Here is a 24,850-nt window from a genome sequence, read left to right as displayed (position 1 = left end):
CCTGGGGGTTCTACCTGACGGGCGGCGGCCGCGCCATCCAGCGTCCGGCGCATGCCGGCAGGCGCCATCGCCGTGCGCTCGGGCGACACCATGTTCGGCATCGCCCGCCGGCATGCGGTGGATGGCGTATCGATCTATCAGTTGATGATGGCCCTGCAGCGCGCCAATCCGCAGGCATTCATCCACAGCAACATCAATCTCGTGCGGGCAGGGGCCTCGCTGGCAGTGCCTTCGGTGGACGACATGCTGTCGGTCTCCGACGCCGAGGCGCGCCGGCAGTTCCAGGCCCAGACGGCCGCATTCGCCCTCTTGCGGGGGCGGCAGGCCGCCGCCGCTCCCGGCGTGACGGGGCAGGCTTCCAGCGGCACGGTCTCGGCCGCGTCCGCCGCCCCTTCATCGCAGGCGGACGCGGGGGCGGGGGACCGCGTCCAGCTTTCCCAAGGCGGGAAGTCCGATGCTGCGGATGCCCGCACGGCCCAGGGCCATGCCTTGCAGGACGCCGAATCCCGGGTCGGGCAGTTGCAGGACAATGTCCAGCACCTGAATGAGGCCCTGCAATCACAGGGCAAGGCCGCCCGCGCGGCGGCTGCTCAGGGCGCCCAGGCGATTGGCCAGTCCATCCAGCAGATCGCCTCCGCCATCAGCGAGGCCAGCCACGAAGCGGCCGCCCAGGCCGGATCTTCTGGCGAAACGGCTGCCGATTCCACGGCGGGGAACGGCGCGGCGCAAGCCGCGGCCCATCCGTCCTCCGATGCTGCAGCGGCCTCCGGCGCTTCCGGGGCCCAGGCTGGCGGCGCGGCCCAGGGGAACGGATCATCGTCGTCGCCCCAGGGCGATGCTGCCGCTTCGGCGGCTGTCGGCGGGCTCGCCCAGGGCGCGGCGGGCGCCAAGCCCGGCGCCGCCGATCTGACCTCGGCCCTGACTCCCCAGGCGCCCTCCGCCACCGAGGCCGCTGAACTGAAACCTTCCAAACAGGCTGAACACAGGGTGTCCTGGATTCAAGATCATTTGCTCGGGGTGATGACGGCGTTGCTGGCCGTGATCGTCTTCATCATTGCCTGGCTGCTGCGGCGTGCCAATGCCACTCGTGACGACGCGGACGAAAGCCCGCAGATCACCGAAGCCATGGTGCGCGAAAAGCTGCAGGGCGTCGACCTGGACTTGCCGCCTCAGGACACGGCTCAGCCTTCCTCCAAAGCGTAGGGGCAGGTGTCTCGGATCGCACTGGGGGTCAGCTACGACGGCTCGGGCTGGCATGGCTGGCAGACCCAGCCGGGGGGGCGCACGGTGCAGGATGTCCTGGAAGCCGCCTTGTCCGCCTTCCTGGACGTGCCCTCGGTCGCCACCATCTGCGCCGGCCGCACGGACACCGGCGTCCATGCCTTGCAGCAGGTCGTGCATCTGGACACCGACGCCGTCCGGCGCGATGAGTCCTGGGTGCGAGGGGTGAATGCGCATTTGCCGGCCAGCGTGTCGGTGCAATGGGCGCAGCCCGTCGCTGCGGATTTCCATGCCCGCTTCGATGCCCGGGTCCGTACGTATTTCTACGTCTTGCGCAGCGCTCCGGTGCGCTCCCCCATCCTGCACGGCCGCATCGGCTGGGTGCATGACCCTCTGGACGACCAGGCCATGCGGGAAGCCGCCGGGATATTGGTGGGCGAACATGATTTCAGCGCCTTCCGGTCCGCCGAATGCCAGGCGGCCAGCCCGGTGCGCACCTTGCAGACCCTGGATATCGAGCGCCGGGGGGATTTCCTGATTTTTGAATTCCGCGCCAATGCGTTTTTGCATCATATGGTGCGCAATCTCATGGGCACTTTGCTGATGATCGGGCGTGGCCGACAGCCGCCCGCATGGGCGGGCGATCTGCTGGCGGCAAGAGATCGCCGCCTGGCCGCGCCGACCTTCATGCCCGATGGCCTGTATCTCGCGCATGTGGCGTATCCCCAGGCGCCGCATCTCCCCATCCGGGCTCCCGCCGATGCCTTGCTGCATCATGTGGGCCTGCTGCCGCAGGCTCGGTGTTTGTAACCGCCGACTTCCTGTCTTTTTCGGGTCATTACCATGGTGGACGCCCCATCCCATCGGATAGAATTGAACACTTTGCAACGTGTGTCAGGCGCTCGGATCCAGTCATCGGGCCGGCCTGGCACGGATATTCCACTGTCGGGCGACCGGGTGGTTTTGTGTTCTGTGGGCGACCAATGAGAATTCTTCTAAGAATGGCGGGGTGGATAGACGCCCTGAACACGTGGGTGGGCCGCGCGGTGACCTGGCTGGTCCTGATCGTGGCTGTGATCAGCGCGGGCAACGCCGTGATGCGCAAGCTCTTCAGCCTCAGTTCCAACGCCTGGCTGGAATTGCAGTGGTATCTGTTCGGCGCGATCTTCCTGCTTGCGGCCGGTTATACCTTCTTGCGCAATGAACATGTCCGGGTGGATGTGCTGTCGCAGAAGCTTCCTGAACGCGCCCAGGTCGGTATCGAGATCTTCGGCGTTGTGTTTTTTCTCATGCCGGCGGCCTGTCTTGTGCTGTGGTTGTCGATCCCGTTTTTCTGGGAATCCTACATCACGCACGAACTGTCCTCGAACACGGAAGGCCTGATCCGCTGGCCGGCCAAGCTGCTCATTCCGGTGGGTTTCGCCCTGCTGGTCCTGGCGGGGCTGTCGCATCTGATCAAATGCATCGGGTTCTTGCGAGGCCGGTGCGCCAATCCCATGCAGGTGTCCAGCGGCAAGAGCGACGAGGAAGCCCTCGTCGAGGATATCCTGGCCCAGCAGCAGGCCGGCCAGTCAGTTGAATCGGCGCGGGGACGTTGATCATGGAGTTTCTAGTCAATAATCTCGCCCCGATCATGTTTTTCAACCTGATCGTATTCCTGCTGTTCGGCTTTCCGGTGGCCTTTTCCCTGGCGGCGACCGGCGTGGTGTATGGTCTGGTGGCCATTGATCTGAACCTGATGAGTCCGCTGCTGTTCCAGGCCTTGCCCCAGCGGATCTTCGGCATCGTGAGCAATGATTCCTTGCTGGCCGTGCCGTTTTTCACCTTCATGGGCCTGATCCTCGAACGGTCAGGCATGGCTGAGGACCTTCTGGACACTGTGGGCCGACTGTTCGGTCCGCTGCGCGGGGGCCTGGCGATCGCGGTGGTCTTCGTCGGCGCCCTGCTGGCGGCGACCACGGGGGTGGTCTCGGCCTCGGTGATTTCCATGGGGCTGATTTCCCTTCCCATCATGCTGCGCTACGGCTACGACCGGCGCCTGGCCGCGGGCGTGATCGCCGCCTCGGGCACCTTGTCGCAGATCATTCCGCCGTCCCTGGTGCTGATCGTGCTGGCCGATCAGCTGGGCCGCTCCATCGGCGACATGTACCGGGGGGCCATGCTGCCGGGCCTGCTGCTGGCGGGCGCCTACATGGTGTATGTGTTTGTCGTGGCTTTTCTCCGGCCCAGCTATGCCCCGGCGCTGCCGCCGGAGGCCCGGGGCGAAGTGGACGCGCGCGGCCGCCGAGGCCTGCGCTCCCTGGTGGTCCTGACGGTGATCGCCGCCGCTGTGGCGCATTGGGGGTCCCAGTATTATTTTCGTTCCCATGCCGACATTCCCGTGGACGAGCGGGTCGTCATCATCCTGCTGATCTGGGGGGTGGCCGCGCTGGCGATGGCCTTGGGCAACAAACTGCTGCGCCTGGGCTGGCTCTCGTCCCTGGCGGAACAGGTCGTGTTCGTCATGATTCCGCCGCTGGCCCTGATCTTCCTGGTGCTGGGCACGATTTTCATCGGGGTGGCCACGCCCACAGAAGGCGGCGCCATGGGGGCCGTCGGGGCCTTGATCATGGCGGTGTCGCGCAGGCGGTTTTCCATGTCGCAGTTGCGCCAGGCCATGGAAAGCACGGCCCGGCTGACGTGTTTCGTCATTTTCATCCTGGTGGGTTCGACGATCTTCAGTCTCAGCTTCCGGGGCATCAACGGCGACATCTGGGTCGAACAACTGCTGCTGCATGTCCCGGGCGGGGAACTGGGCTTCCTGATCGTGGTCAGCCTGATCACCTTCTTCCTGGCGTTCTTCCTGGATTTCTTCGAGCTGGCCTTCATCATCGTGCCGCTGCTGGGGCCGGTGGCCGACAAGATGGGCATCGATCTGATCTGGTTCGGCGTGCTGCTGGCCGTCAATATGCAAACGTCCTTCGTGCATCCGCCTTTCGGCTTCGCGCTGTTCTATCTGCGTTCGGTGGCCCCGAAGGAGGACTATCACGACCGGGTGACCGGCAAGCTGATCCGCAAGGTCACGACGGCGCAGATCTACTGGGGTTCGATTCCTTTCATCGTCATCCAGGTCCTGATGGTGATCGCGGTGCTCAGCTTCCCGGGGATGGTCACGCATTACAAGAGCGCGGCGCCAACGATCAATCCGGATTCCGTGACCTTTGGCCAGGACAGCGCCTATGGCCAGGATACCTATGGGTCCGGTGACGCGGGCGGAGGCTTCCAGTGATGTCGTCGGACCGCACGCGCGTCAAGATCTGCGGCCTGACTCGCCCGGCCGATGCGCGGGCGGCGGTGCGGGCCGGGGCGGATGCCATCGGCCTGGTGTTCTATCCCGCCAGCCGGCGGTGCGTGACCCTGGCGCAGGCGGCCGAGCTGCGGGCTCAGGCGCCGGCCTTCGTCTCCGTGGTGGCCCTGTTCGTCAACCCGCCGGCGGACGACGTCCGCCGGGTGCTGGACGCCGTGCGGCCCGATCTCCTGCAGTTTCATGGCGATGAATCCGCCGATTTCTGCCGGCAGTTCGGCGCCCGTTACCTGAAGGCCTTTCGTGTCGGCGCTCCCGGCCTGGATACGGCGGCCGCCCTGGGCGCGGCCTGCCAGGCCTATGACGACGCCAGCGGCTGGCTGTTCGACAGCTACAGCCCTGCGTATGGCGGCAGCGGCCAGCGCCTCGATGCCGATTTGCTGTCGCAGGTGCCGCGCGGCGATGATGCGCCTGCCCTGGTGCTGTCCGGCGGGCTGACGGCCGGGACGGTCGGCCATGATATTGCCCGCTGGCACCCCTTCGCGGTGGATGTCAGCAGCGGGGTGGAAACCGCGCCCGGGCTCAAGGACGTCGCCAGAATCGAGGCCTTCATGCGCGCGGTGAGCGCCGCCGACGCCGCGCGCATGGCCTGAATCGTCCGTCCTGCGCGGCCCGGCGTCAGGTGGCGGCGCGCCGGGCCGAGCGGTTGACGGCCAGGGCCGCCAGGGTACAGATTGCGCCCGACAGCAGGTACAGGCTGATTCCGCCCAGGCCGTAGCGGTCCGAGACGCCCAGGGCGACCAGCGGCGCGAAGGCCGCGCCTACCAGCCAGGCCAGATCGGCGGTCAAGGCGGCGCCCGTGTAGCGGCAGGCCGGCAGGAAGTTGGCCGTGGCGGTGCCCGAGGACTGGCCATAGGACAGGCCCAGCAGGGCGAAGCCGATCAGGATGAAGGCGTCCTGGCTTGCCGCGCCGCCGCCCAGCAGCCAGGGCGAGGCTAGAGCGAACACGCCGATCAGCGCGGCGACCAGGCCCAGCGTATGGCGCCGGCCGATGCGATTGGCCAGATATCCGGAATACAGCATGGCCCCCAGGGCGACGGCAGCGCCCACGAGCTCGATCATCAGCACTTGGGATACGGTCCTTTGGTGCCGCAGCACCAGCCAGGACAGCGGAAACAGCGTGACCAGGTGGAACAGGGCGTAGCTGGCCAACGAGGCGAAGGCGCCTGTGACGATGTGCCGCCCCTGGGTGCGGACCATTTCCCGCGTGCCGATCGGGCGCAGTTCGCGTTCTTCCAGCAGGCTCGAGAAGTCATTGTCCATCACCAGCCGCAGGCGGGCGAACAGGCCTACGACGTTGATGGCGAAGGCCACGAAGAACGGGAATCGCCAGCCCCAGCCGAGGAAGTCCGCGGGTTCCAGGCGGGTGTACAGGTACAGGAACAGGGCGCCGGCCACCAGGAAACCGAAGGGCGCCGACAGTTGCCCGAGCATGGCGTACCAGCCGCGTTGCCGGGCGGGCGCGTTCAGGGCCAGCAAAGAGGGCAGGCCGTCCCAGGAGCCGCCCCAGGCGACGCCTTGCAGGCAGCGCAAGAGCGCCAGCAGGACGATGGCGTGCGCGCCCAGGGTGTCGTGCGCGGGCAGGAAGGCGATGCCCGCCGTGGCCGTGCCCAGCAGGAACAGCGCCGCCGTCAGTTTCACCCCCCGGCCCCAGTGCTTCTGCACGTGCATGAAGAGCGTCGTGCCGAAGGGTCGGGCGACAAATGCCAGGGCGAAGACGGCAAAGGCGTACAGCGTGCCGGTGAGGGGATCCGCGAACGGAAAGAACACCTGGGGAAACACGATCACCGACGCGATTCCGTAGGTGAAGAAATCGAAGTATTCCGACGTGCGGCCAATGATCACGCCGACGGCGATGTCGCCCGGGGAGACGGACGGGTGGCCCTCGGCGTGGCGGGCGGTTCTGGCCTGGTCGTCGTCCCGGGCGCGCGGTCCGGGCGAACGGGTATTGAGGATATGTGCGGTCATCGGGTCCTCCTGGTCTGCGATACGAGCCGCCCGCGCGCAGGCGGCTCCGCTCGTAGAATCCCATGCCGACGGCAGGGTTCGCCATTGGACATTACCCGAAGTACCCCTGTCATCCGAAGGGGCATGAGTCAAAATGTCCAATTTTCACCTCGACTTTTCAAATCTATAGTAATGGCCTTCGCTTGAATACACCTGGAATCGGCACATACGGCAATGAGGCACGACAAGATCCTGAAAATACTGCTGGGCGCCGGCTCGGCCCTGCTGCTGAGCGGCTGCGATGCCGTGCTGCTGAACCCGTCGGGCGACGTGGCGTTGCAGCAGCGCAACCTGATCTACACGGCGACCGGCCTGATGCTGATCGTCATCCTGCCGGTGATCGTCGCCACGATCCTGTTCGCCTGGCGCTACCGGGCGACCAACCGCAAGGCGCGCTATGACGCCGATTGGGATCATTCCACCCGTCTGGAACTGGTGATCTGGTCGGTGCCGCTGCTGATCATCATCGCGCTGGGCAGCGTCACCTGGGTCAGCACCCACCTGCTCGATCCCTACCGTCCGCTGAGCCGGATCTCGGCGGACAAGCCCCTGGCCGCCCATGTCGAGCCGCTCACCGTCGAGGTCGTGGCGCTGGACTGGAAGTGGTTGTTCATCTATCCGGAATATGGCTTCGCCACCGTCAATGAGCTGGCCGCGCCGGTAGACCGGCCGATCCGCTTCAAGATCACGGCTTCTTCGGTGATGAATTCCTTCTTCATTCCCGCCCTGGCCGGCCAGATCTACGCGATGCCGGGCATGCAGACCATGCTGCACGCGGTGATCAACGCCCCCGGGGAATACGAGGGCATGTCGGCGAACTACAGCGGCGCCGGCTTTTCCGGCATGCATTTCCGCTTCCATGGCCTGGACCAGGCCGGCTTCGATGCGTGGGTGGAAAAGAACCGCGCCGCCGGCGGCGTCCTGGACCGCGCGGGCTACCTGAATCTTGAGCGGCCCAGCGAGAACGACCCGGTGCGCCGCTGGGCGGCCGTCGATCCCGACCTGTACCGCCTGATCCTGAATCGCTGCGTGCGGCCCGGTTCGACCTGCATGAGCGAGCTCATGCAGCCTATGGAGAAGTAAAGATGGATTTGCGAACCTGGATCCTGGGCCGGCTCAGCCTGGAAGCCATTCCCTACCACGAGCCGATCCTGGTGGCCACCTTTGCCGGCGTGGCCGTGATCGGGCTGGCCGTCCTGGCCCTGATGACCCGCTACCGTCTGTGGGGACCCCTGTGGCGCGACTGGGTCGTCAGCATCGATCACAAGAAGATCGGCATCATGTACATGGTGCTGGGCGTGGTGATGCTGCTGCGCGGCTTCGCCGACGCGGCCATGATGCGCCTGCAGCAGGCGGTGTCCTTCGGCGACGCGCTGGGCTACCTGCCGCCGCACCATTACGACCAGATCTTCACCGCGCACGGCGTGATCATGATCTTCTTCGTGGCCATGCCGTTCATCACCGGCCTGATGAACTACATCGTGCCGCTGCAGATCGGCGCGCGCGACGTGGCCTTTCCGTTCCTGAACAACTTCAGCTTCTGGATGACCACCGGCGGCGCCATCCTGGTGATGATGTCGCTGTTCGTGGGCGAGTTCGCCCGCACCGGCTGGCTGGCCTATCCGCCGCTCTCGGGCCTGGCGTTCAGTCCCGACGTGGGGGTGGACTACTACATCTGGGCTCTGCAGGTCGCCGGGGTGGGCACGCTGCTGTCGGGGATCAATCTGGCGGTCACCATCATCAAGATGCGCGCGCCGGGCATGAAGCTCATGAAGATGCCGGTCTTCACCTGGACCGCGCTGTGCACCAATATCCTCATCATCATCACCTTCCCGGTGCTGACGGCCACGCTCGCGCTGCTGGGCATGGACCGGTACCTGGGCACCCAGTTTTTCACCAACGATCTGGGCGGCAATCCGATGATGTACGTGAACCTGATCTGGATCTGGGGCCACCCTGAGGTCTACATCCTGATTCTGCCGCTGTTCGGCGTGTTCTCCGAGATCACCTCCACGTACTGCGGCAAGCGCCTGTTCGGCTATACCTCCATGGTGTATGCGACCATCGTGATCACGGTGCTGTCCTATCTGGTCTGGCTGCACCACTTCTTCACCATGGGCTCGGGCGCCAGCGTGAACTCCTTCTTCGGCATCACGACGATGATCATCTCGATCCCCACGGGGGCGAAGATCTTCAACTGGCTGTTCACCATGTACCGGGGCCGCATCCGCTTCGAGCTGCCCATGATGTGGACGGTGGCCTTCATGATCACCTTCGTGATCGGCGGCATGACGGGCGTGCTGCTGGCCGTGCCGCCGGCCGACTTCGTGCTGCACAACAGCCTGTTCCTGATCGCGCACTTCCACAACGTCATCATCGGCGGGGTGGTGTTCGGCCTGTTCGCCGCGATCAACTACTGGTTCCCGAAGGCCTTCGGCTTCCGCCTGAACGTGTTCTGGGGCAAATGGTCGTTCTGGTGCTGGGTCGTGGGATTCTGGGTCGCTTTCATGCCGCTCTATATCCTGGGCCTGATGGGCGTCACCCGCCGCCTGAGTCATTTCGAGGATCCCTCGCTGCAGATCTGGTTCCAGGTCGCCGCGGTCGGCGCCTTCCTGATCGCGCTGGGCATCGCCTTCTTCCTGGTGCAGATCTACGTCAGCTGGCGCGACCGCGAGGCATTGCGCGACCACACGGGCGATCCCTGGGACGGCCGCACATTGGAATGGTCCACCTCGTCGCCGCCGCCGGACTACAACTTCGCCTTCACGCCGTGCATCCATGAGCGCGATGCCTGGTGGCACATGAAGCAGGCGGGCTATCGCCGGCCCGAGAGCGGCTTTGTCGACATCCACATGCCGAAGAACACCGCCGCAGGCTTCACGCTGGCCGTGCTGAGCTCCGTCCTCGGCTTTGCCCTGATCTGGCACATGTGGGCGCTGGTGATCGCGTCCTTCGCGGCCCTGATCGCCGCCGCCATCCGCCATACCTTCAACTACCACCGCGACACCCACGTCCTGGCCTCGGACGTGACGCGCGCGGAGGAAGCCCGCACTCTGCAGTTGGCCCGCCATGTCTGATACCCATATCCTGCATCCCCAATCGGCCGGCGGCCCGGCCGCCGCTCCCGACTTCCTCGTGCGGGAACCGCATCATCCGGAAAACGGCACGCTGCTCGGTTTCTGGATCTACCTGATGAGCGACTGCCTGATCTTCGCCTGCCTGTTCGCCGTGTACGGCGTGCAGGGCAGGGCGTACGCCGGCGGTCCGACGGGCGCGGATCTTTTCGATCTGCCGCTGGTGGCGGTGAATACGGCCATGCTGCTGTTCTCGTCGATCACCTACGGCTTCGCCATGCTGGAATCGCAGCGCGGCCGGCTGCGCGGGACGCTGGCCTGGCTGATCGTGACCGGCCTGTTCGGGTTGGCGTTCCTGGGGCTGGAATTGCACGAATTCCACCAGCTGATCGAGCTTGGCGCCGGCCCGTGGCGCAGCGCCTTTCTTTCGTCCTTCTTCACGCTGGTCGGCACCCACGGCCTGCACGTGACCTTCGGGATCGTGTGGCTCGTCACGCTGCTGTTCCAGCTCGGCCGCCATGGCCTGATCCCCGAGAACCGCCGCCGCCTGATGTGCCTGTCGATGTTCTGGCACTTCCTGGACGTAGTCTGGATCGGCGTCTTCACCTTTGTCTATCTGATGGGAGTGCTGCCATGAGCAAGGACCACATCGCGCCGGGGCATGACGCGGCCCACGTCGGAGAGGGCGGCCACGCGCCCAGCACGTTCCGGGGCTACATGACGGGCTTCGTCCTGTCGGTGATCCTGACCGTGATCCCGTTCTGGCTGGTCATGGACGGCGTCCTGGAGGGGTCCGGCGCCACTGCGCTGGCGATCCTGCTGATCGGCGCCGTGCAGATGGTCGTGCATATGGTGTACTTCCTGCACATGAACTCCCGCTCCGAGGGCGGCTGGACTCTTCTGGCGCTGATCTTCACCGTCATCATCGTCGCCATTGCTTTGGCGGGGTCGTTGTGGGTGATGTACCATCTGAACGTCAACATGATGCCGGGGCACCTGCACGACATGCCGTCGATGTAGGTCCCGCGCGGACGCGGCCCCGCCCCGGCCTGTCGCGCCCGTCGTCCTCCGGTTCCACTTCCTTTCGCCCACCGTGTCCCAACGCCCCTCACGCCCGCTGCCCACGGGATGGCTCGTCCTCTGGACCGTCCTCCTGGCTGCGGCGCTGGGCGGTTTCGTCGCGCTGGGCACTTGGCAGGTTCATCGGATGCATTGGAAGCACGCGCTCATCTCCCGGGTGGACGGCCTGCTGCGCGCGCCGCCCGTTTCCGCGCCCGGGCCGGATGCCTGGGCCGGCCTGAGGGCCGACCGCGACGAGTACCGCCGGGTCGCGGTGCGGGGCGTCCTGCTGGATCGCGAGATTCTGGTCCAGGCCAATACCCGCCTGGGCGCGGGCTTCTGGGTCATGACGCCCCTGCGGCGCGACGACGGCAGCATCGTCTTCGTCAATCGCGGTTTCGTCGACGCCGCGCATCGGGATCCCGCCCGCCGGGGCGCGGTCCGGCCAACCGGTCCGGTCCGGATCGAAGGCCTGTTGCGTCTGTCGCAGCCGGGCGGCGGCTTCCTGCGAAGCAATGCGCCGGCCGAGGGCCGCTGGTATTCCCGCGACGTGTCCGCCATGGCCGGGTCCCTGAGCCTGCCGTCCGTCGCGCCGTATTTCATCGACCAGTCGGCGGACGCCGCCGCCGATGACGACGCCACGCAGCCCGTCCGGTGGCCCGTGCCCGGTCTGACGATCGTGCATTTCCGCGACGAACATCTCAGCTATGCGCTCACCTGGTACGCCCTGGCGGCCATGACGGCGGCAGCCATGGCCTACGGCGCCCGCCAGGAGTGGCGCCGTCGTCGCGCCCAGGGGGCGACATGACCGGGCGCCGGCCGGAGTTGCCGGATGGCTCGCACGTGGCGGGCCGGCAGAACCTGCGCCTGCTGGTCCAGTTGCGCTGGATCGCGGTGCTGGGCCAGGTGCTGGCCATCGTCGTGGCCGTGGATGGATTCTCTCTGGCGCTGCCGCTGTTCGACATGGCGCTGGTGGTGGTTCTGCTGATCATCTACAACTGCTTCAGCCAGCTGCGCCTGAAGTGGCACCTGCCCGTGAGTCAGATCGAACTGTTCCTGGCGCTGCTCGTCGACGTCATGGCGCTGACCGCCCAGCTCTACCTGAGCGGCGGCGCCACCAACCCGTTCATCTTCCTCTACCTCTTGCAGGTGGCGCTGGCCGCCGTCCTGCTGCGGCGGCGCACGACCTGGCTGATGGCGGGCGCGACCTCGGCCGCGTTCGCCGGACTGGTATTGACCCGCCATCACGGCTACACCCTGCCGCTGGATCTGGGCGGCGGACTGGACAGCCCCTTCGTGCTGGGGATGCTGGTCTGCTTCGCCCTGAATGCCGCCCTGCTGGCGGCCTTCATCACTCGGATCACCCACAACGTGCGCACGCGCGACGCGCGCCTGGCGGCGCTGCGCCAACGCGCCTCCGAAGAAGAACACATCGTCCACATGGGCCTGCTGGCATCGGGCGCGGCCCACGAACTGGGCACGCCTCTGGCGACCCTGGACGTGATCCTGGGCGACTGGGCGCACGCGCCCGCAGTGACCGCCGACCCCGAGCTGAGGCAGGACGTGCGGGATATGCAGGCGCAGGTGCAGCGCTGCAAGACCATCCTGAGCGGCATTCTGATGTCGGCCGGCGAAGTGCGCGGCGAGGCGCTGACGCGCACCACCGTGATTACTTTCCTCGACGGGCTGGTGACGCAATGGCGGCAGGCGCACCCGGCGGCCCGTCTGCGTTACAGCCGCCGGATCGACACCGATGCGGTGGTGATCGCCGACCAGGGCCTGCGGCAGATGGTGTTCAATGTCCTGAACAACGCCCTGGAGGCCTCGCCCACTTTGCAGCGGCTCACCGCCGCCCTGGACAACGGTCAACTCACGCTGGAGGTCCGCGACCAGGGGCCCGGCTTCGTCCAGGATGTCCTGCATTCGCTGGGCAGACCCTACCGGTCCACCAAGGGGCAGCCGGGCAGGGGGCTGGGCCTGTTCCTGTCGCACCAGGTGGCCCGATCCCTGAGCGGCACCCTGAGCGCGAGCAACCTGCCCGAAGGCGGCGCCTGCGTCACGATCCGCTTTCCCTTGTCCGCCCTGACGCCGGAGGATGCCGATGAACCCGCCGAATGACACAGGCGCCGATGCGCGGCGACTGCTGCTCGTGGTCGAGGATGATGAATCGCTGTCGCATTCCCTGGCGCGCTCGTTCGAGCGCCGCGACTACCGCGTGCTGCGCGCCGACAGCCTGGAATCCGTCGAAGAGCTGCTCGCGCAGGGTCACATGCCCGGCTATGCCGTCGTGGACCTGAAACTGCAGGGCGAGGCCTCGGGCCTGGCCTGCGTGCGCAGGTTGCACGCGCACACGCCCGGGATGCTGATTGTGGTGCTGACCGGCTTCGCCAGCATCGCCACCGCCGTCGAGGCGGTCAAGCTCGGCGCCTGCCATTACCTGGCCAAGCCCTCGAACACGGACGACATCGAACGCGCCTTCGCCCGGACCGAGGGCGATGTCGAGGCCGCCCTGGCGCCGCGCCAGGCGTCGATCAAGACGCTCGAATGGGAACGCATCCATGAGGTGCTGGCGGCGACCAATTTCAATATCTCGGAGACGGCCCGCCGGCTGGGCATGCACCGCCGCACCCTGGCGCGCAAGCTGGAAAAACGTCGGGTCCGTTGAGAAACCGTTGAACCGGCCCTCGCCCCGCGTGCCGGCCCTATGGTATCAATCGTCGGATGGAGCGGAGCTTTGAGGGCGCTGAGGCAGGGTGTTTGCAATTTTTTGGATGATAATTTCCTAATTTTTATATTTCTTGGCATTCAATGCCTCTTCTATCCCATGATTTCGTGTCCAAGCTACAATCATTGCCGCCGCAGGGATATCCCTTGCAGAAAAGATTGATGTCGGCGGGTAGACTGGACGCCGCATTGCTCGATCCGGACACGATCCGGCATCGCCCCCATTCAAAGGAGCTTCTTCATGAATCTGCATCCCGTCCTTCGCTCGCTCGCGGGCGCCGCCGCCGTGCTGGGCGCGCTGGCAACCGCGCCAGCCCTGGCGCAATCCGTGGCCGTGACGTCCATCGTCGAGCATCCCGCCCTGGATTCCGTCAAGGACGGCGTGCGTGAAGCCCTGACCAAGGCCGGCTACACCGAGGCCAAGGGACTGAAATGGCAATTCCAGACGGCGCAGGGCAATACGGCCATTGCCGCCCAGATCGCTCGCAAATACGTGGGCGACAAGCCCGACGTGATCGTGGCCATCGCCACACCCTCCGCTCAGGCGGTGGTCGCGGCCACCAAAACCATTCCGGTCGTTTATTCGGCTGTGACGGATCCGGTCGCGGCCCAACTGGTGCCCGGCTGGGGCCCGTCGGGCACCAACGTCACCGGGGTGTCCGATGCCTTGTCGATGGACAAGCAGATCGAGCTGATCAAGAAAGTCGTGCCCAATGCCAAAAAGGTCGGCATGGTCTACAACCCGGGCGAGGCCAATTCGGTCGTCGTGGTCAAGCAGATGCGTGAATTGCTGCCCAAATCGGGCATGAGCCTCGTGGAAGCCACGGCGGCCCGCACGGTGGACGTGGGCGCCGCCGCCCGCAGCCTGGTGGGCAAGGTCGACGTGATCTATACCAATACCGACAACAACGTGGTGTCGGCCTATGAATCCCTGGTCAAGGTCGGCAACTCGGCCAAGATCCCCCTGATCGCCGCGGATACCGACAGCGTGAAGCGTGGCGCCATCGCCGCCCTGGGCGTCAATTATCACGATCTGGGCCTGCAGACCGGCGCTGTCGTGGTGCGCATCCTCAAGGGCGAGAAGCCGGGCGACATCGCCTCGGAGACCAGCGTCAAACAGCAGTTGTTCGTCAATCCCGGCGCGGCTCAGAAACAGGGCGTGACACTGTCCGACGCCTTCATCAAGTCCGCCGCGCAAATCATCAAATAATCTTCCACAGGCCCCCGTCGCCGGCGCATCGGGCTGTCCACCTCACCGCTTGCAAGCGGTTCGGATTCGTCAGGCATAGTGCCGTCCGCAGGGACTGCGTTATGTCCTGACTCATCCAGCCGGTTTTTCAGAGAATTCCATGTCTATTTATTCGATGTGGGGCGCCTTCGAGATCGGATTGATCTTCGGTCTGGTCGCCCTGGGCGTCCTGATTTCGTTTCGCGTCCTCAATTTCCCCGATCTGACTGTGGACGGCAGTTTTCCCCTGGGCGGGGCGACGGCGGCCATCCTGATTCACCACGGCATGGATCCTTTCCTGGCGACGCTGATTGCAACTTTGGCAGCCGGGTTCGCGGGCATGATCACAGGGTGGTTGAACGTCAGTCTCAAGATCATGGATCTGCTGGCCAGCATCCTGATGATGATCGCCTTGTATTCGATCAATCTGCGCGTCATGGATGCGCCCAACGTGCCGCTGATCACCGATCCCACCGTCTTCACCATGCTGCAGCCGGACGGGGTCGAGGACTTCATCGCCCGCCCGCTGATCCTGCTGGCGCTGGTGGTGGCCGTCAAATTGTTGCTGGACTGGTTCTTCGCCACGCAGGTGGGCCTGGCCATGCGCTCGACCGGGTCCAACCCGCGCATGGCCCGCGCCCAGGGCATTCATACCGGGCGCATGATCCTGCTGGGCATGGCGATTTCCAATGCCCTGTGCGGCCTGGCAGGGGCGTTGTTCGCCCAATCGCAGGGCGGCGCGGACATCTCCATGGGCATCGGCACCATCGTCATCGGCCTGGCGGCCGTCATTATCGGGGAATCCATCCTGCCGACCCGCCGCCTGGTGGTGGCGACACTGGCGGTGGTGATCGGCGCCGTGCTGTACCGGTTTTTCATCGCGTTGGCGCTGAATGCCGATTTCATCGGCCTGAAGGCTCAGGACCTGAATCTGGTCACCGCCGTGCTGGTGACGGTGGCGCTGGTCATCCCGCTGGTCAAACAGCGCCTGTCGAAAAAGAGGGCATGAGCCATGTTGAGCGCACAGAACCTGCACCTGACCTTCAACCCCGGCACTCCTATCGAAACCCAGGCGCTGCGCGGGATGTCCCTGGAAATTCCGGCGGGCCAGTTCGTCACGGTCATTGGTTCCAATGGGGCGGGGAAGTCCACCTTCCTGAATGCCATTTCGGGCGAACAGACCATCGATAGCGGCGTCATCCTGATCGATGGCGAAGACGTGACCCGCCAGCCGGTCTGGGACCGGGCACGCAAGGTCGCCCGTGTCTTCCAGGACCCGATGGCGGGCACCTGCGAAAACCTGACGATCGAGGAAAACATGTCCCTGGCTTTGGGCCGGGGGCAGTTCCGCAGCCTGCGCCAGGCGGTGCGCGAGGAAATGCGCGTGTTGTTCCGGGAACGCCTGGCGATGCTGGGCCTGGGGCTGGAAAACCGCCTGACCGATCGCATCGGCCTGTTGTCGGGAGGGCAGCGCCAGGCGGTCAGTCTGCTGATGGCGGCGCTGCGGCCTTCGCGTATCCTGCTGCTGGACGAGCACACCGCCGCGCTGGACCCGCGCACGGCGCAGTTCGTGCTGGACCTCACGGCCCGCATCGTGGCCGAACACGGCCTGACCACGATGATGGTCACGCACAGCATGCGCCAGGCGCTGGACGTGGGCGACCGCACGGTCATGCTGCACCAGGGCCGTGTCGTGCTGGATGTATCGGGCGACACCCGCCGCGGCCTGGAGGTCCCCGACCTCCTGGTCATGTTCGAACGGGTGCGCGGCGAAGAACTCTCCGACGACACCTTGCTGTTGGGATGAGACTGGACATGAAAGGGTCATTGATGACCCTTTCATGTCTGTCGAATCCGAGCCGCTTGCAAGCGGCGAGGTGGGGGAGCTGCGACGGCTTGAGACCGGGTCATTGATGACCCTTTCATGCCTGTCGAATCCGAGCCGCTTGCAAGTGGCGAGGTGGGGGGGCTGCGACGGCTTGAGATCGGGTCATTGATGACCCTTTCATGCCTGTCGAATCCGAGCCGCTTGCAAGCGGCGAGGTGGGGGAGCTGCGACGGCTTGAGACCGGGTCATTGATGACCCTTTCATGCCTGTCGAATCCGAGCCGCTTGCAAGCGACGAGGTGGGGGATATTTTCTTTGACAAAAAGTACTGTTTTTGTCAAAATAGCCGGATGTCGCAAAAACTGACTCCGGAATTCCTGGCTGAGCGTCGCACCCGCATTCTGGATGCGGCGCGCTGGTGCTTCCTGAATTTCGGTTTTGCCCGCACCAGCCTGGAAGACATCGCGCGCCGCGCGGTCATCTCCCGCACGCTGCTGTACCGCATGTTCAAGGACAAGGAAGACATCTTCATCCAGGTCTTTGACGACTGGATACTGTCTCGCGTCCAATCCGCGAACCAGGCCGCCCGGCAGGCCGGAACCCGTCGCGCACGCCTGCAGCGCGTCTGCCAGCGTCTGGCGCTGGACTCCTGGTCGGAATGGGCGTCGGCTCCGATGGCCGGCGAATTCCAGGATGTCTACGAGCGCCTGCGGCCCAAGGTCGCCTGGAAGCACCGCGAGGGCACGCTGGAACCCGTCGCCCAGGTGCTGGGCGATGCGGATATCGCCCGGGTTTTCCTGCTGTCCCTGGAAGGCCTGTTCGTTGATCGGCCCCCGCTGGATGTGCTGGTGAAACGGATCGGCATTCTGGTGGACCGCTTCGCAGGGGATGTCATGTGACTCCCAGGCGTCAGATTTTCCTTCTGGCTCCTGGGGTTTCCTCTTATACTTTTGGATTGCTTTGTCGCGGCGCGATGCTGTCTTGCGGCAAGCGACCCGATCGGATTGATCCCACATTTTCTCTTCTACCCAAAAATAACCAATTCGGGAGTTTTCTTATGGCCTTTCTGCAACTGCCCGCTGGTCGGACACTGCGGCCCCTGGCGCTGGCGCTGCTGCTGACATTGGCCGCCTGCGGCGACAAACCCCAACAGGACATGCAGGGCATGAAGGTCCCCGTCAGCGTAGTCGAGCTGCAGCCTCAAGAGGCCGTCGTCAACACCGAACTCCCCGGCCGCGTCCAGGCCATCGAGGACGCGGAAATCCGCGCGCGGGTCACGGGCATCGTTCAAGGCATCGAGTTCGAGCAGGGTAGCCGCGTCAAGGCAGGGCAGTTGCTGTTCACCATCGACCCGGCGCCCTACCAGGCCGCCCGGGATCAGGCCGCGGCCCAGTTGAAGAATGCCCAGGCGGCGGCGACGACCGCCAAACTGCAGGCGCAGCGCTTTGGCAAACTGATCCAGCAGCATGCGGTCAGTCAGCAGGATTACGACAATGCCGTGGCCCAGGCCCGCCAGACCGAGGCTACCGTCGCCGCCGCCAAGGCCACCCTGGAATCCGCGAACATCGATCTGGGCTATACCCGGGTGACCTCGCCCATCGATGGGCAGATCGGCAAGTCGCTGGTGACGGTCGGGGCGCTGGTCAGCGCGTCCTCGGCCACCCAGCTGGCCACGGTTCATCGCCTGGATCAGGTCTACGTCGACATTACCCAGCCGGTGGCGCAGATTTCCGCCTTGCGGCGCCAGATCGCCGATGGCGTGGTGAAGCCGGATGCGCAGGGCAATACCCGGGCGGAAGTCCTGCTGGACAACGACAGCGTCTACCGCCACGAAGGCAAGCTGCTCTTTTCGGGGGTAGCCGTCGATCCCGGCACCGGCCAGGTCAATCTGCGGGCCTTGTTCCCCAATCCGGAACAGATTCTGCTGCCTGGTCTCTATGTCCGGGTGCGCCTGGCCCAGGGGGTCGACCCCAAGGCGCTGGTGGTGCCGGAACAAGCCGTTCAGCGCACGGCCGACGGCAACAGCACCATCGTGACGGTGAAAGACGGCAAGGCCGTGTTCACGCCGGTGCAGGTCGGGCCGCGCTCCGGTCATGGCTATATCGTATATGACGGCGTCCAGGCGGGCGACCAGGTCGTCGTCGAAGGCTTCCAGAAGATCCGTCCGGGGGCGCCGGTGCAGCCCATGCCCTGGAAACAGCCGGCGGATGCAAAATCCGGGGCGCAGCCCGGCGCGCCGGCGCCGGCCGCCGGCCCGTCCGGGGGCGCTTCCCCGGATCAAAAACCCGCCGCTGATGCAGCTTCCCAGGCCAAGGCCGGCTGATCGCCGGTCCGACCGCCTTTTATCCGGTTTTCACGCGAGCTCTCATGCCACAGTTTTTCATTGAACGGCCGATCTTCGCCTGGGTAGTCGCGCTGGCCATCGCGCTGGCCGGCATCCTGGCCATTCCCAATATGGCGGTGTCGCAGTATCCCGACGTCGCTCCGCCCACGGTGACCATCAGCGCCACCTACCCGGGCGCCTCTGCGTCCGAGGTCTCCACCAGCGTGGCCAGCGTCATCGAAAACGAGCTGAACGGCGCCAAGGGCCTGCTGTATTACGAGTCCGTCAGCGATTCCAACGGGCAGGCTCAGGTCACCGTGACCTTCGCTCCGGGCACGAACGCCGACCTGGCCCAGGTGGACGTCCAGAACCGCCTGTCCAACGCCACGGCCAAACTGCCCGCGGCCGTGACGCAGCAGGGCCTGAAAGTCACCCAGTCGAGCTCCGGCTTCCTGATGGTGGTCACCTTGTCGTCCAAGGATGGCTCCGTCGACCAGTACGCCCTGGCCGACTACATCACGCGCAACATCCAGAACCCGATGTCGCGGATCAAGGGCGTGGGCCAGTTCCAGCTCTTCGCCGCCAGCCGCGCCATGCGCATCTGGGTCGATCCGCAAAAACTGGTCGGCTATGGCCTGAGCATGTCCCAGGTCAACAGCGCCCTGGCATCCCAGAACCTGGTGATTTCCGGCGGTCAGCTGGGGTCGCCCCCGAACCCCGAATCGCAGCGCACGGTGGCGCCCCTGATCGTCAACGGTCAGCTCACCACGCCGGAAGAGTTCGGCAACATCGTGCTGCGGGCCAATCCGGACGGCTCCTCGGTGCGCATCCGCGACGTCGCCCGGGTCGAACTGGGCTCGGACAACTATCAGTTCGGCGCCCGCCTGAACGGCAAGGCGACGGCGGCCTTCGCGCTGTCGCTGACGCCCACGGCCAACGCCCTGGAAACGGCCAAGCTGGCCAAGGCCAAGATGGCCGAGCTGTCCAAGTTCTTCCCGGACAACATCACCTACCAGATTCCGTACGACACTTCGCCCTACATCAATCTCTCCATCGAGCAGGTGGTCCACACCCTGCTGGAGGCCATGGTGCTGGTGTTCGTGGTGATGTTCGTGTTCCTGCAGAACGTGCGCTACACGCTGATCCCGGCGCTGGTGGTGCCGGTGGCGATGATGGGGGCCTTCACCGTGATGCTGGCCCTGGGGTTCTCCATCAATGTGCTGACCATGTTCGCCATGGTGCTGGCCATTGGGATCCTGGTGGACGATGCCATCGTGGTGGTGGAGAACGTCGAGCGCATCATGGCGGAAGAGGGCCTGCCGCCCAAAGAAGCCACGAAAAAAGCCATGCCGCAGATCAGCGGCGCCATCGTCGGGATCACGCTGGTGCTGACCACGGTGTTTCTGCCGCTGGCCTTCATGTCCGGATCCGTGGGGGTGATCTACCGCCAGTTCTCCGTGGCCATGGCGGTGTCCATCCTGTTCTCGGCGCTGCTGGCGCTCAGCTTCACGCCGGCGCTGTGCGCCACCCTGCTCAAGCCCGTCCCCAAGGGGCACCACGCCACCAAGGGCGGTTTCTTCGGCTGGTTCAACCGCGGTTTCGAGCGCACCACGCAGGGCTATACCCACTGGGTCACCCGCAGCCTGAAGCGCGCCGTGCGCATGATGCTGGTGTTCGCTGTGCTGGTGGGCGTGCTGGGCTGGATGTTCCTGCGCCTGCCCACGTCGTTCCTGCCTGAAGAGGACCAGGGCTACGTGATCGCCAACATCGAACTGCCCTCGGGTTCCTCGTCCAACCGCACGCTGGAAGTCATCGACAAGGTCGAAAAATACTTCATGGCCCTGCCGCAGGTGGCCAACATCATCGCCGTCCAGGGTTTCAGCTTCAACGGCAACGGCCTGAACGCGGCCATCGCCTTCGTGCCTCTGAAGGACTTCTCGGAGCGCAAGGGGCCGGGCGATTCGGCGCAGGCGATTTCCGGCACCGCCATGGGCAAGCTGCTGTTCGGGCTGCCGGATTCCATGGTGATTTCCATCACGCCGCCCGCCATTTCCTCTCTGGGCAATGCTTCCGGGTTCGACCTGCGCCTGGAAGACCGCAGCGGCGTGGGCAGCGATGCCCTGGAAAAAGCCACTCAGCAACTGCTGCAGCTGGCCTCGCAAAGCCCCATCCTGAGCGGCACACGCGTCACGGGGCTGGGCGCCGGGCCGCAGCTGAAGGTGAACATCGACCGGGCCAAGGCGGCCGCCCTGGGCGTGGATTTCTCCGAAGCGGCCCAGCTGATTTCCACGGCGATCGGCTCGTCCTACATCGGCAAGTTCACCAACCAGGGCTGGGTGCAGAACGTCTGGGTCCAGGCGGATCAGAGCGCCCGGATGAATCCGGACGACATCTTGCGGCTCAATGCCCGCAACGCCAATGGCGACATGGTGCCGCTATCCTCGTTCGTGTCCCTGGAATGGACCCGGGGCCCGGTTCAGGTCGTGCGCTACAACGGCTATGAATCCATCCGCATCGGCGGTTCGGCGGCGCCGGGCCATTCCACGGGCCAGGCCATGGCCGAAATGGAACGCCTGATCACCCAGCTGCCGCCAGGCCTGGGCTACGAATGGACCGGCCTGTCCTACCAGGAAATCCAGGCGGGCAGCCAGTCCACGATCCTGATGGGTCTGTCGATTCTGGTGGTCTTCATGGTGCTGGCCGCCCTGTATGAAAGCTGGGCCATCCCGCTGTCGGTGATGCTGGCCGTGCCGCTGGGCATGCTGGGGGCCGTGCTGCTCAGCAGCCTGATGGGCAAGGACAACGATGTGTACTTCATGGTCGGGATGGTGACCGTGATCGGCCTGGCGGCGAAGAACGCCATCCTGATCGTCGAATTCGCCAAGGACCTCTACGCCAGCGGGGCGGGCCTGAAGGAAGCCGCCATCGAAGCCGCTCGCCTGCGTTTCCGACCTATCCTGATGACTTCCTTCGCGTTCATCCTGGGTGTGGTGCCCCTGGTGCTGGCCAGCGGCGCAGGCGCCGCCAGCCAGAACGCCGTGGGCCTGGGCGTGTTGGGCGGGATGCTGGCGGCCACGCCGCTGGCCGTGATTTTCGTGCCGACCTTCTTTGTGGTGATTCTGAAATTGTTCAAGACCAAACCGAAACTCCTGGGCCACCAGGCGCCGCACATTCCGGCGGCGGAAGAATCCAGCGGAGACCGCACATGACGTCCTGGATGCGACAAAGCCGCCTGGGGGCCATGACGGCCCTGTGCCTGGCCCTGGGGGCCTGCTCCCTGGCCCCTGCGTATCACCGGCCGGTGGCGCCGGTGCCCGATCAATTCCCGCTGACGGCGGATGCCGCCAGCCCGGCGGCGCTGCCCGCCTGGCGCGATGTGTTTCATGATCCCCGGCTGCAGGCGCTGATTGAATTGGCCCTGCACAATAATCGCGATTTGCGCATTGCCGTGGAACGCGTCGAGGAAGCACGCGCCCAGTTCGGCATCGCCCAGAGCGACCGCCTGCCCACGATCGGGGCGCAAGGCACGGAACAGGCGACCCATCAGCCGGAGAACATGCGCAATGGCGGCGCGAACAGTCCGGCGGTCAATCGCAGCTTCGTCGCCGGCGTCGGTATGACGACCTTCGAGTTGGATTTCTTCGGACGGGTGCGCAATCTCAGCGAGGCCGCGTACCAGCAGTTCCTGTCCACGGAGCAGGCCCGCCGCACCGTGCAGCTGGGGCTGATCGCGCAGACCGCCGAATCCTATTTCAATCTGCGCACCGCGCAGGCCCTGCATGAGCTGATGGACAAGACCCTGCAGGCGCGGCAGGGTTCCCTGGATCTGGTGAAGGTGCGCTTTGACGTCGGTGTGGCCTCGGACCTGGATCTGGCGCAGGCGCAGTCCCAGCTGGATTCGGTTCGGGCCGATCTGGTGGCGGCCGAGCGCGCCATGGCCCAGGCGACCAATGCCCTGCAGCTGATCCTGGGCGCGCCGGTGCCCACCGACCTGCCGGCGCCGCTGGCGTTCGGCAGCGGCCAACTGCTGCAGGCCATCCCGGCCGGGCTGCCGTCTCAATTGCTGGAACGCCGACCCGACATCATCGGCGCCGAAAACGGTCTGAAAGCAGCCAATGCCCAGATCGGCGCGGCACGGGCGGCCTTCTTCCCGCGGATCACCCTGACCGGACTGCTGGGCTTTGCCAGCCCCGAGCTGGGGGCTCTGTTCAGCGGCAGCCAGCGCTACTGGCAGTTTTCGCCGCAGATCCAGGTGCCGCTGTTTTCCGGCGGGGTGAGGGGCAATCTGGATCTGGCCAAGGCGCGCGACAACATCGCCGTAGCCACCTACGAAAAGACCATCCAGACCGCTTTTCGCGAAGTCGCCGACGGCCTGGCGGGCGAGGCGACTTACAGCCGCCAGCTCGATGCGGTGCGCGATACCGAGTCGTCGGCCCTGCGGACCTTGAAGCTGGCGGAAATCCGCTATGAAACCGGGGTGGACAGCTATCTGCAGGTGCAGACCGCGCAGGTCAATTTATACGGTGTGCAGCAGCAATTCATCCAGTTGGGGGCTGCGGCGCTGGCCAACCGTGTTGAACTCTACAAGGCGCTGGGCGGAGGGTGGTCCCCCGAGGATCTGCCGACAAAGGAAGGCTGATGGAACTGGGTGTCAATATCGATCACGTGGCCACGCTGCGCCAGCAGCGGCTGACACGCTATCCGGATCCCCTGCAGGCGGCGCTGCGGGCCGAAGACGCCGGTGCCGACCTGATCACGCTGCATCTGCGGGAAGACCGGCGGCACATCCAGGATGCCGACGTCTGGGCGATCCGTCCTGCCTTGCGCACCCGCATGAACCTGGAATGCGCCATCACGCCTGAGATGCTGGACATCGCCTGCCGGCTGCAGCCGCAGGACGTGTGCCTGGTGCCGGAAAATCGTCGCGAATTGACCACCGAAGGCGGCCTGGACGTGCTGGGCCGCTTCGACGAGGTGCATGCGGCGGTGTCCCGCCTGCATGACGCGGGCATCCGGGTATCGCTGTTCATCGACCCCGAGGCCGACCAGATCGCCGCTGCCGTGCGGGCCGGCGCCCAGGTGGTCGAACTGCATACGGGCGCGTTCGCCGATGCGCCGGACGAGGCGCATCGCGCGGCGCAACTGGAACGTCTGCGGGCAGCGATCGCCGTGGGCGTGGGCGAGGGCCTGCGAGTCAATGCGGGCCACGGCCTGCACTATGACAATGTGCAGGCGATCGCCGCCTTGCCCGGCATTCGCGAACTGAACATCGGTCATGCCATTGTGGCGCAGGCCGTCTTTGACGGCTGGGAGCCTGCCATCCGGCAGATGAAGGCTCTGATCACCCAGGCGGCCAGCCGCTAGTATCCCGTTCGGGTGGCGCCGCCTGTCCGGGCGGCGGCTTTCCTGTATTTCCTCAAGGCCCATCAACTGGGGTGGGCCTCTCATTGGAGCGTCCATGTCGTCTGTGATGGAAACCCTTCTGAGCCGTCAATCGGTCAAATTCGTGCAGTCTCCCGGCCCAAGCGACGCGCAGCTGGACCTGATCCTGCAGGCCGCCATGCGGGCGCCCGATCATGGCGCGGTGCATCCCTGGCGGTTCGCCCTGGCACAGGGCGCCGACGTGCCGGCCCTGGTGGATGTCGCCGTGCGCATCGCCCAGGCTGAAGGCAAACCCCTGCCGGAACACAAGGTCGCGAATGCACGCAAGTGGCTGGCCCGGGTTCCATTGGTGATTTTGCTGGCCTGCCGGCCGGATCCCAACGGCCGCATCCGCGTGGAAGAAAGCCGCCTGTCCGTGGCGGCGGCCGTGATGAACATGCTCAATGCCGCGCATGCGCTGGGGCTGCATGGCTTCTGGAGCACCGGCATGGGCACCTACCTGGACGGCATGGGCGAGGCCCTGGGATTCGACCCCCTGGACGAACACTTCATGGGTTATCTGGCCATCGGGACTCCCATCGACGCGCCGCACCCCGCGCAGCGTCCGGATCACCGGGCTTTTGTGCGGGCATGGCGCATGGATCAGGCAGCGGTCTGACGCT

At 65.5% G+C, this 24,850-nt stretch carries 22 protein-coding genes; 21 read left to right on the top strand and 1 reads right to left on the bottom strand.

The features are described 5' to 3' along the window. The first annotated feature begins 51 nt into the window (after window positions 1–51). The 5 genes from WBG56_RS07490 to WBG56_RS07470 all read left to right on the top strand — a co-directional run bounded on the left by WBG56_RS07490 (window position 52) and on the right by WBG56_RS07470 (window position 5,157). Window positions 52–1,203, top strand: coding sequence for a FimV/HubP family polar landmark protein (locus tag WBG56_RS07490; RefSeq protein ID WP_424266820.1), 1,152 nt, complete (start codon window positions 52–54; stop codon window positions 1,201–1,203). Window positions 1,204–1,209: 6 nt separating this feature from the next. Beyond that, the gene (truA, locus tag WBG56_RS07485) at window positions 1,210–2,031 is read left to right on the top strand and encodes a tRNA pseudouridine(38-40) synthase TruA (RefSeq protein WP_424266818.1); all 822 of its coding nucleotides are present in this window, start codon (window positions 1,210–1,212) and stop codon (window positions 2,029–2,031) included. Window positions 2,032–2,204: 173 nt separating this feature from the next. After that, window positions 2,205–2,819 carry a TRAP transporter small permease subunit gene (locus WBG56_RS07480; protein ID WP_424266816.1) on the top strand — a complete coding sequence of 205 codons (615 nt, stop codon included), beginning with the start codon at window positions 2,205–2,207 and terminating at the stop codon, window positions 2,817–2,819. A 2-nt stretch (window positions 2,820–2,821) separates the two neighbouring features. Further along, the gene (locus tag WBG56_RS07475; RefSeq protein WP_424266814.1) at window positions 2,822–4,489 is read left to right on the top strand and encodes a TRAP transporter large permease; all 1,668 of its coding nucleotides are present in this window, start codon (window positions 2,822–2,824) and stop codon (window positions 4,487–4,489) included. Continuing rightward, window positions 4,489–5,157, top strand: coding sequence for a phosphoribosylanthranilate isomerase (locus WBG56_RS07470; protein ID WP_424266812.1), 669 nt, complete (start codon window positions 4,489–4,491; stop codon window positions 5,155–5,157). The genes WBG56_RS07475 and WBG56_RS07470 overlap by 1 nt, the downstream gene beginning before the upstream one ends. A 25-nt stretch (window positions 5,158–5,182) precedes the next feature. Here the strand turns inward: WBG56_RS07470 and WBG56_RS07465 are convergent, their stop codons facing one another. After that, window positions 5,183–6,532: an MFS transporter gene (locus tag WBG56_RS07465; RefSeq protein WP_424266810.1), complete on the bottom strand. Its 1,350-nt coding sequence runs from the start codon at window positions 6,530–6,532 to the stop codon at window positions 5,183–5,185. A 213-nt stretch (window positions 6,533–6,745) separates the two neighbouring features. Between WBG56_RS07465 and cyoA the strand changes: the two genes are divergently transcribed. From cyoA to WBG56_RS07385, 16 genes are all read left to right on the top strand, one after another. Next, window positions 6,746–7,654, top strand: a complete 909-nt coding sequence (gene cyoA, locus WBG56_RS07460) for a ubiquinol oxidase subunit II (RefSeq protein ID WP_424266808.1) — start codon at window positions 6,746–6,748, stop codon at window positions 7,652–7,654. Between the two features lie 2 nt (window positions 7,655–7,656). Beyond that, a complete protein-coding gene (gene cyoB, locus WBG56_RS07455; protein ID WP_424266806.1) occupies window positions 7,657–9,648 on the top strand; it encodes a cytochrome o ubiquinol oxidase subunit I in 1,992 nt (663 codons plus the stop codon). After that, window positions 9,641–10,282: a cytochrome o ubiquinol oxidase subunit III gene (cyoC, locus tag WBG56_RS07450; RefSeq protein ID WP_424266804.1), complete on the top strand. Its 642-nt coding sequence runs from the start codon at window positions 9,641–9,643 to the stop codon at window positions 10,280–10,282. The genes cyoB and cyoC overlap by 8 nt, the downstream gene beginning before the upstream one ends. After that, window positions 10,279–10,665 (top strand): cytochrome o ubiquinol oxidase subunit IV, encoded by a 387-nt coding sequence (cyoD, locus tag WBG56_RS07445; RefSeq protein WP_424266802.1) that lies wholly within the window; start codon window positions 10,279–10,281, stop codon window positions 10,663–10,665. Before cyoC ends, cyoD begins: the two co-directional genes overlap by 4 nt. 73 nt (window positions 10,666–10,738) lie before the next feature. Next, on the top strand, window positions 10,739–11,512 hold the full coding sequence (locus WBG56_RS07440; protein WP_424266800.1) for an SURF1 family protein: 774 nt from the start codon (window positions 10,739–10,741) through the stop codon (window positions 11,510–11,512). Beyond that, window positions 11,509–12,822: an ATP-binding protein gene (locus WBG56_RS07435; RefSeq protein ID WP_424266798.1), complete on the top strand. Its 1,314-nt coding sequence runs from the start codon at window positions 11,509–11,511 to the stop codon at window positions 12,820–12,822. The genes WBG56_RS07440 and WBG56_RS07435 overlap by 4 nt, the downstream gene beginning before the upstream one ends. Then, window positions 12,806–13,369, top strand: a complete 564-nt coding sequence (locus WBG56_RS07430; RefSeq protein WP_424266796.1) for a response regulator transcription factor — start codon at window positions 12,806–12,808, stop codon at window positions 13,367–13,369. Before WBG56_RS07435 ends, WBG56_RS07430 begins: the two co-directional genes overlap by 17 nt. Before the next feature lie 300 nt (window positions 13,370–13,669). Continuing rightward, window positions 13,670–14,638 (top strand): ABC transporter substrate-binding protein, encoded by a 969-nt coding sequence (locus tag WBG56_RS07425; protein ID WP_424266794.1) that lies wholly within the window; start codon window positions 13,670–13,672, stop codon window positions 14,636–14,638. Between the two features lie 139 nt (window positions 14,639–14,777). Then, window positions 14,778–15,665, top strand: coding sequence for an ABC transporter permease (locus tag WBG56_RS07420; RefSeq protein ID WP_424266792.1), 888 nt, complete (start codon window positions 14,778–14,780; stop codon window positions 15,663–15,665). Window positions 15,666–15,668: 3 nt separating this feature from the next. Further along, window positions 15,669–16,463 (top strand): ABC transporter ATP-binding protein, encoded by a 795-nt coding sequence (locus WBG56_RS07415; RefSeq protein WP_424266790.1) that lies wholly within the window; start codon window positions 15,669–15,671, stop codon window positions 16,461–16,463. A gap of 370 nt (window positions 16,464–16,833) precedes the next feature. Beyond that, on the top strand, window positions 16,834–17,382 hold the full coding sequence (locus WBG56_RS07410) for a TetR/AcrR family transcriptional regulator (RefSeq protein ID WP_424266788.1): 549 nt from the start codon (window positions 16,834–16,836) through the stop codon (window positions 17,380–17,382). 158 nt (window positions 17,383–17,540) lie between these two features. Next, window positions 17,541–18,806, top strand: coding sequence for an efflux RND transporter periplasmic adaptor subunit (locus tag WBG56_RS07405; RefSeq protein ID WP_424266786.1), 1,266 nt, complete (start codon window positions 17,541–17,543; stop codon window positions 18,804–18,806). 44 nt (window positions 18,807–18,850) lie between these two features. Next, window positions 18,851–22,015 (top strand): multidrug efflux RND transporter permease subunit, encoded by a 3,165-nt coding sequence (locus tag WBG56_RS07400; protein ID WP_424266784.1) that lies wholly within the window; start codon window positions 18,851–18,853, stop codon window positions 22,013–22,015. Beyond that, a complete protein-coding gene (locus WBG56_RS07395) occupies window positions 22,012–23,445 on the top strand; it encodes an efflux transporter outer membrane subunit (protein ID WP_424266782.1) in 1,434 nt (477 codons plus the stop codon). The genes WBG56_RS07400 and WBG56_RS07395 overlap by 4 nt, the downstream gene beginning before the upstream one ends. Continuing rightward, window positions 23,442–24,170, top strand: a complete 729-nt coding sequence (gene pdxJ / locus WBG56_RS07390; RefSeq protein WP_424266848.1) for a pyridoxine 5'-phosphate synthase — start codon at window positions 23,442–23,444, stop codon at window positions 24,168–24,170. The genes WBG56_RS07395 and pdxJ overlap by 4 nt, the downstream gene beginning before the upstream one ends. 94 nt (window positions 24,171–24,264) lie before the next feature. Further along, complete coding sequence (locus WBG56_RS07385) at window positions 24,265–24,846, top strand: nitroreductase family protein (RefSeq protein ID WP_424266780.1); 582 nt, start codon at window positions 24,265–24,267, stop codon at window positions 24,844–24,846. The last annotated feature ends 4 nt before the right edge of the window (window positions 24,847–24,850 follow it).

Source organism: Castellaniella sp. (assembly GCF_049671645.1).
In the GTDB taxonomy this organism is placed as follows: domain Bacteria; phylum Pseudomonadota; class Gammaproteobacteria; order Burkholderiales; family Burkholderiaceae_B; genus Castellaniella.
Note: the sequence above shows the minus strand (reverse complement) of the source record. Positions and strands in the feature narration are given on the sequence as shown.

Excerpts from the sequence above, each read along its gene's own strand:
- WBG56_RS07490 (WP_424266820.1), top strand. The coding sequence starts at position 52 with ATGCCGGCAGGCGCCATCGCCGTGCGCTCGGGCGACACCATGTTCGGC.
- WBG56_RS07480 (WP_424266816.1), top strand. The coding sequence starts at position 2,205 with ATGAGAATTCTTCTAAGAATGGCGGGGTGGATAGACGCCCTGAACACG.
- WBG56_RS07475 (WP_424266814.1), top strand. The coding sequence starts at position 2,822 with ATGGAGTTTCTAGTCAATAATCTCGCCCCGATCATGTTTTTCAACCTG.
- WBG56_RS07470 (WP_424266812.1), top strand. The coding sequence starts at position 4,489 with ATGTCGTCGGACCGCACGCGCGTCAAGATCTGCGGCCTGACTCGCCCG.
- WBG56_RS07465 (WP_424266810.1), bottom strand. The coding sequence starts at position 6,532 with ATGACCGCACATATCCTCAATACCCGTTCGCCCGGACCGCGCGCCCGG.
- cyoA (WP_424266808.1), top strand. The coding sequence starts at position 6,746 with ATGAGGCACGACAAGATCCTGAAAATACTGCTGGGCGCCGGCTCGGCC.
- cyoB (WP_424266806.1), top strand. The coding sequence starts at position 7,657 with ATGGATTTGCGAACCTGGATCCTGGGCCGGCTCAGCCTGGAAGCCATT.
- cyoC (WP_424266804.1), top strand. The coding sequence starts at position 9,641 with ATGTCTGATACCCATATCCTGCATCCCCAATCGGCCGGCGGCCCGGCC.
- cyoD (WP_424266802.1), top strand. The coding sequence starts at position 10,279 with ATGAGCAAGGACCACATCGCGCCGGGGCATGACGCGGCCCACGTCGGA.
- WBG56_RS07435 (WP_424266798.1), top strand. The coding sequence starts at position 11,509 with ATGACCGGGCGCCGGCCGGAGTTGCCGGATGGCTCGCACGTGGCGGGC.
- WBG56_RS07430 (WP_424266796.1), top strand. The coding sequence starts at position 12,806 with ATGAACCCGCCGAATGACACAGGCGCCGATGCGCGGCGACTGCTGCTC.
- WBG56_RS07425 (WP_424266794.1), top strand. The coding sequence starts at position 13,670 with ATGAATCTGCATCCCGTCCTTCGCTCGCTCGCGGGCGCCGCCGCCGTG.
- WBG56_RS07420 (WP_424266792.1), top strand. The coding sequence starts at position 14,778 with ATGTCTATTTATTCGATGTGGGGCGCCTTCGAGATCGGATTGATCTTC.
- WBG56_RS07415 (WP_424266790.1), top strand. The coding sequence starts at position 15,669 with ATGTTGAGCGCACAGAACCTGCACCTGACCTTCAACCCCGGCACTCCT.
- WBG56_RS07410 (WP_424266788.1), top strand. The coding sequence starts at position 16,834 with ATGTCGCAAAAACTGACTCCGGAATTCCTGGCTGAGCGTCGCACCCGC.
- WBG56_RS07405 (WP_424266786.1), top strand. The coding sequence starts at position 17,541 with ATGGCCTTTCTGCAACTGCCCGCTGGTCGGACACTGCGGCCCCTGGCG.
- WBG56_RS07400 (WP_424266784.1), top strand. The coding sequence starts at position 18,851 with ATGCCACAGTTTTTCATTGAACGGCCGATCTTCGCCTGGGTAGTCGCG.
- WBG56_RS07395 (WP_424266782.1), top strand. The coding sequence starts at position 22,012 with ATGACGTCCTGGATGCGACAAAGCCGCCTGGGGGCCATGACGGCCCTG.
- WBG56_RS07385 (WP_424266780.1), top strand. The coding sequence starts at position 24,265 with ATGTCGTCTGTGATGGAAACCCTTCTGAGCCGTCAATCGGTCAAATTC.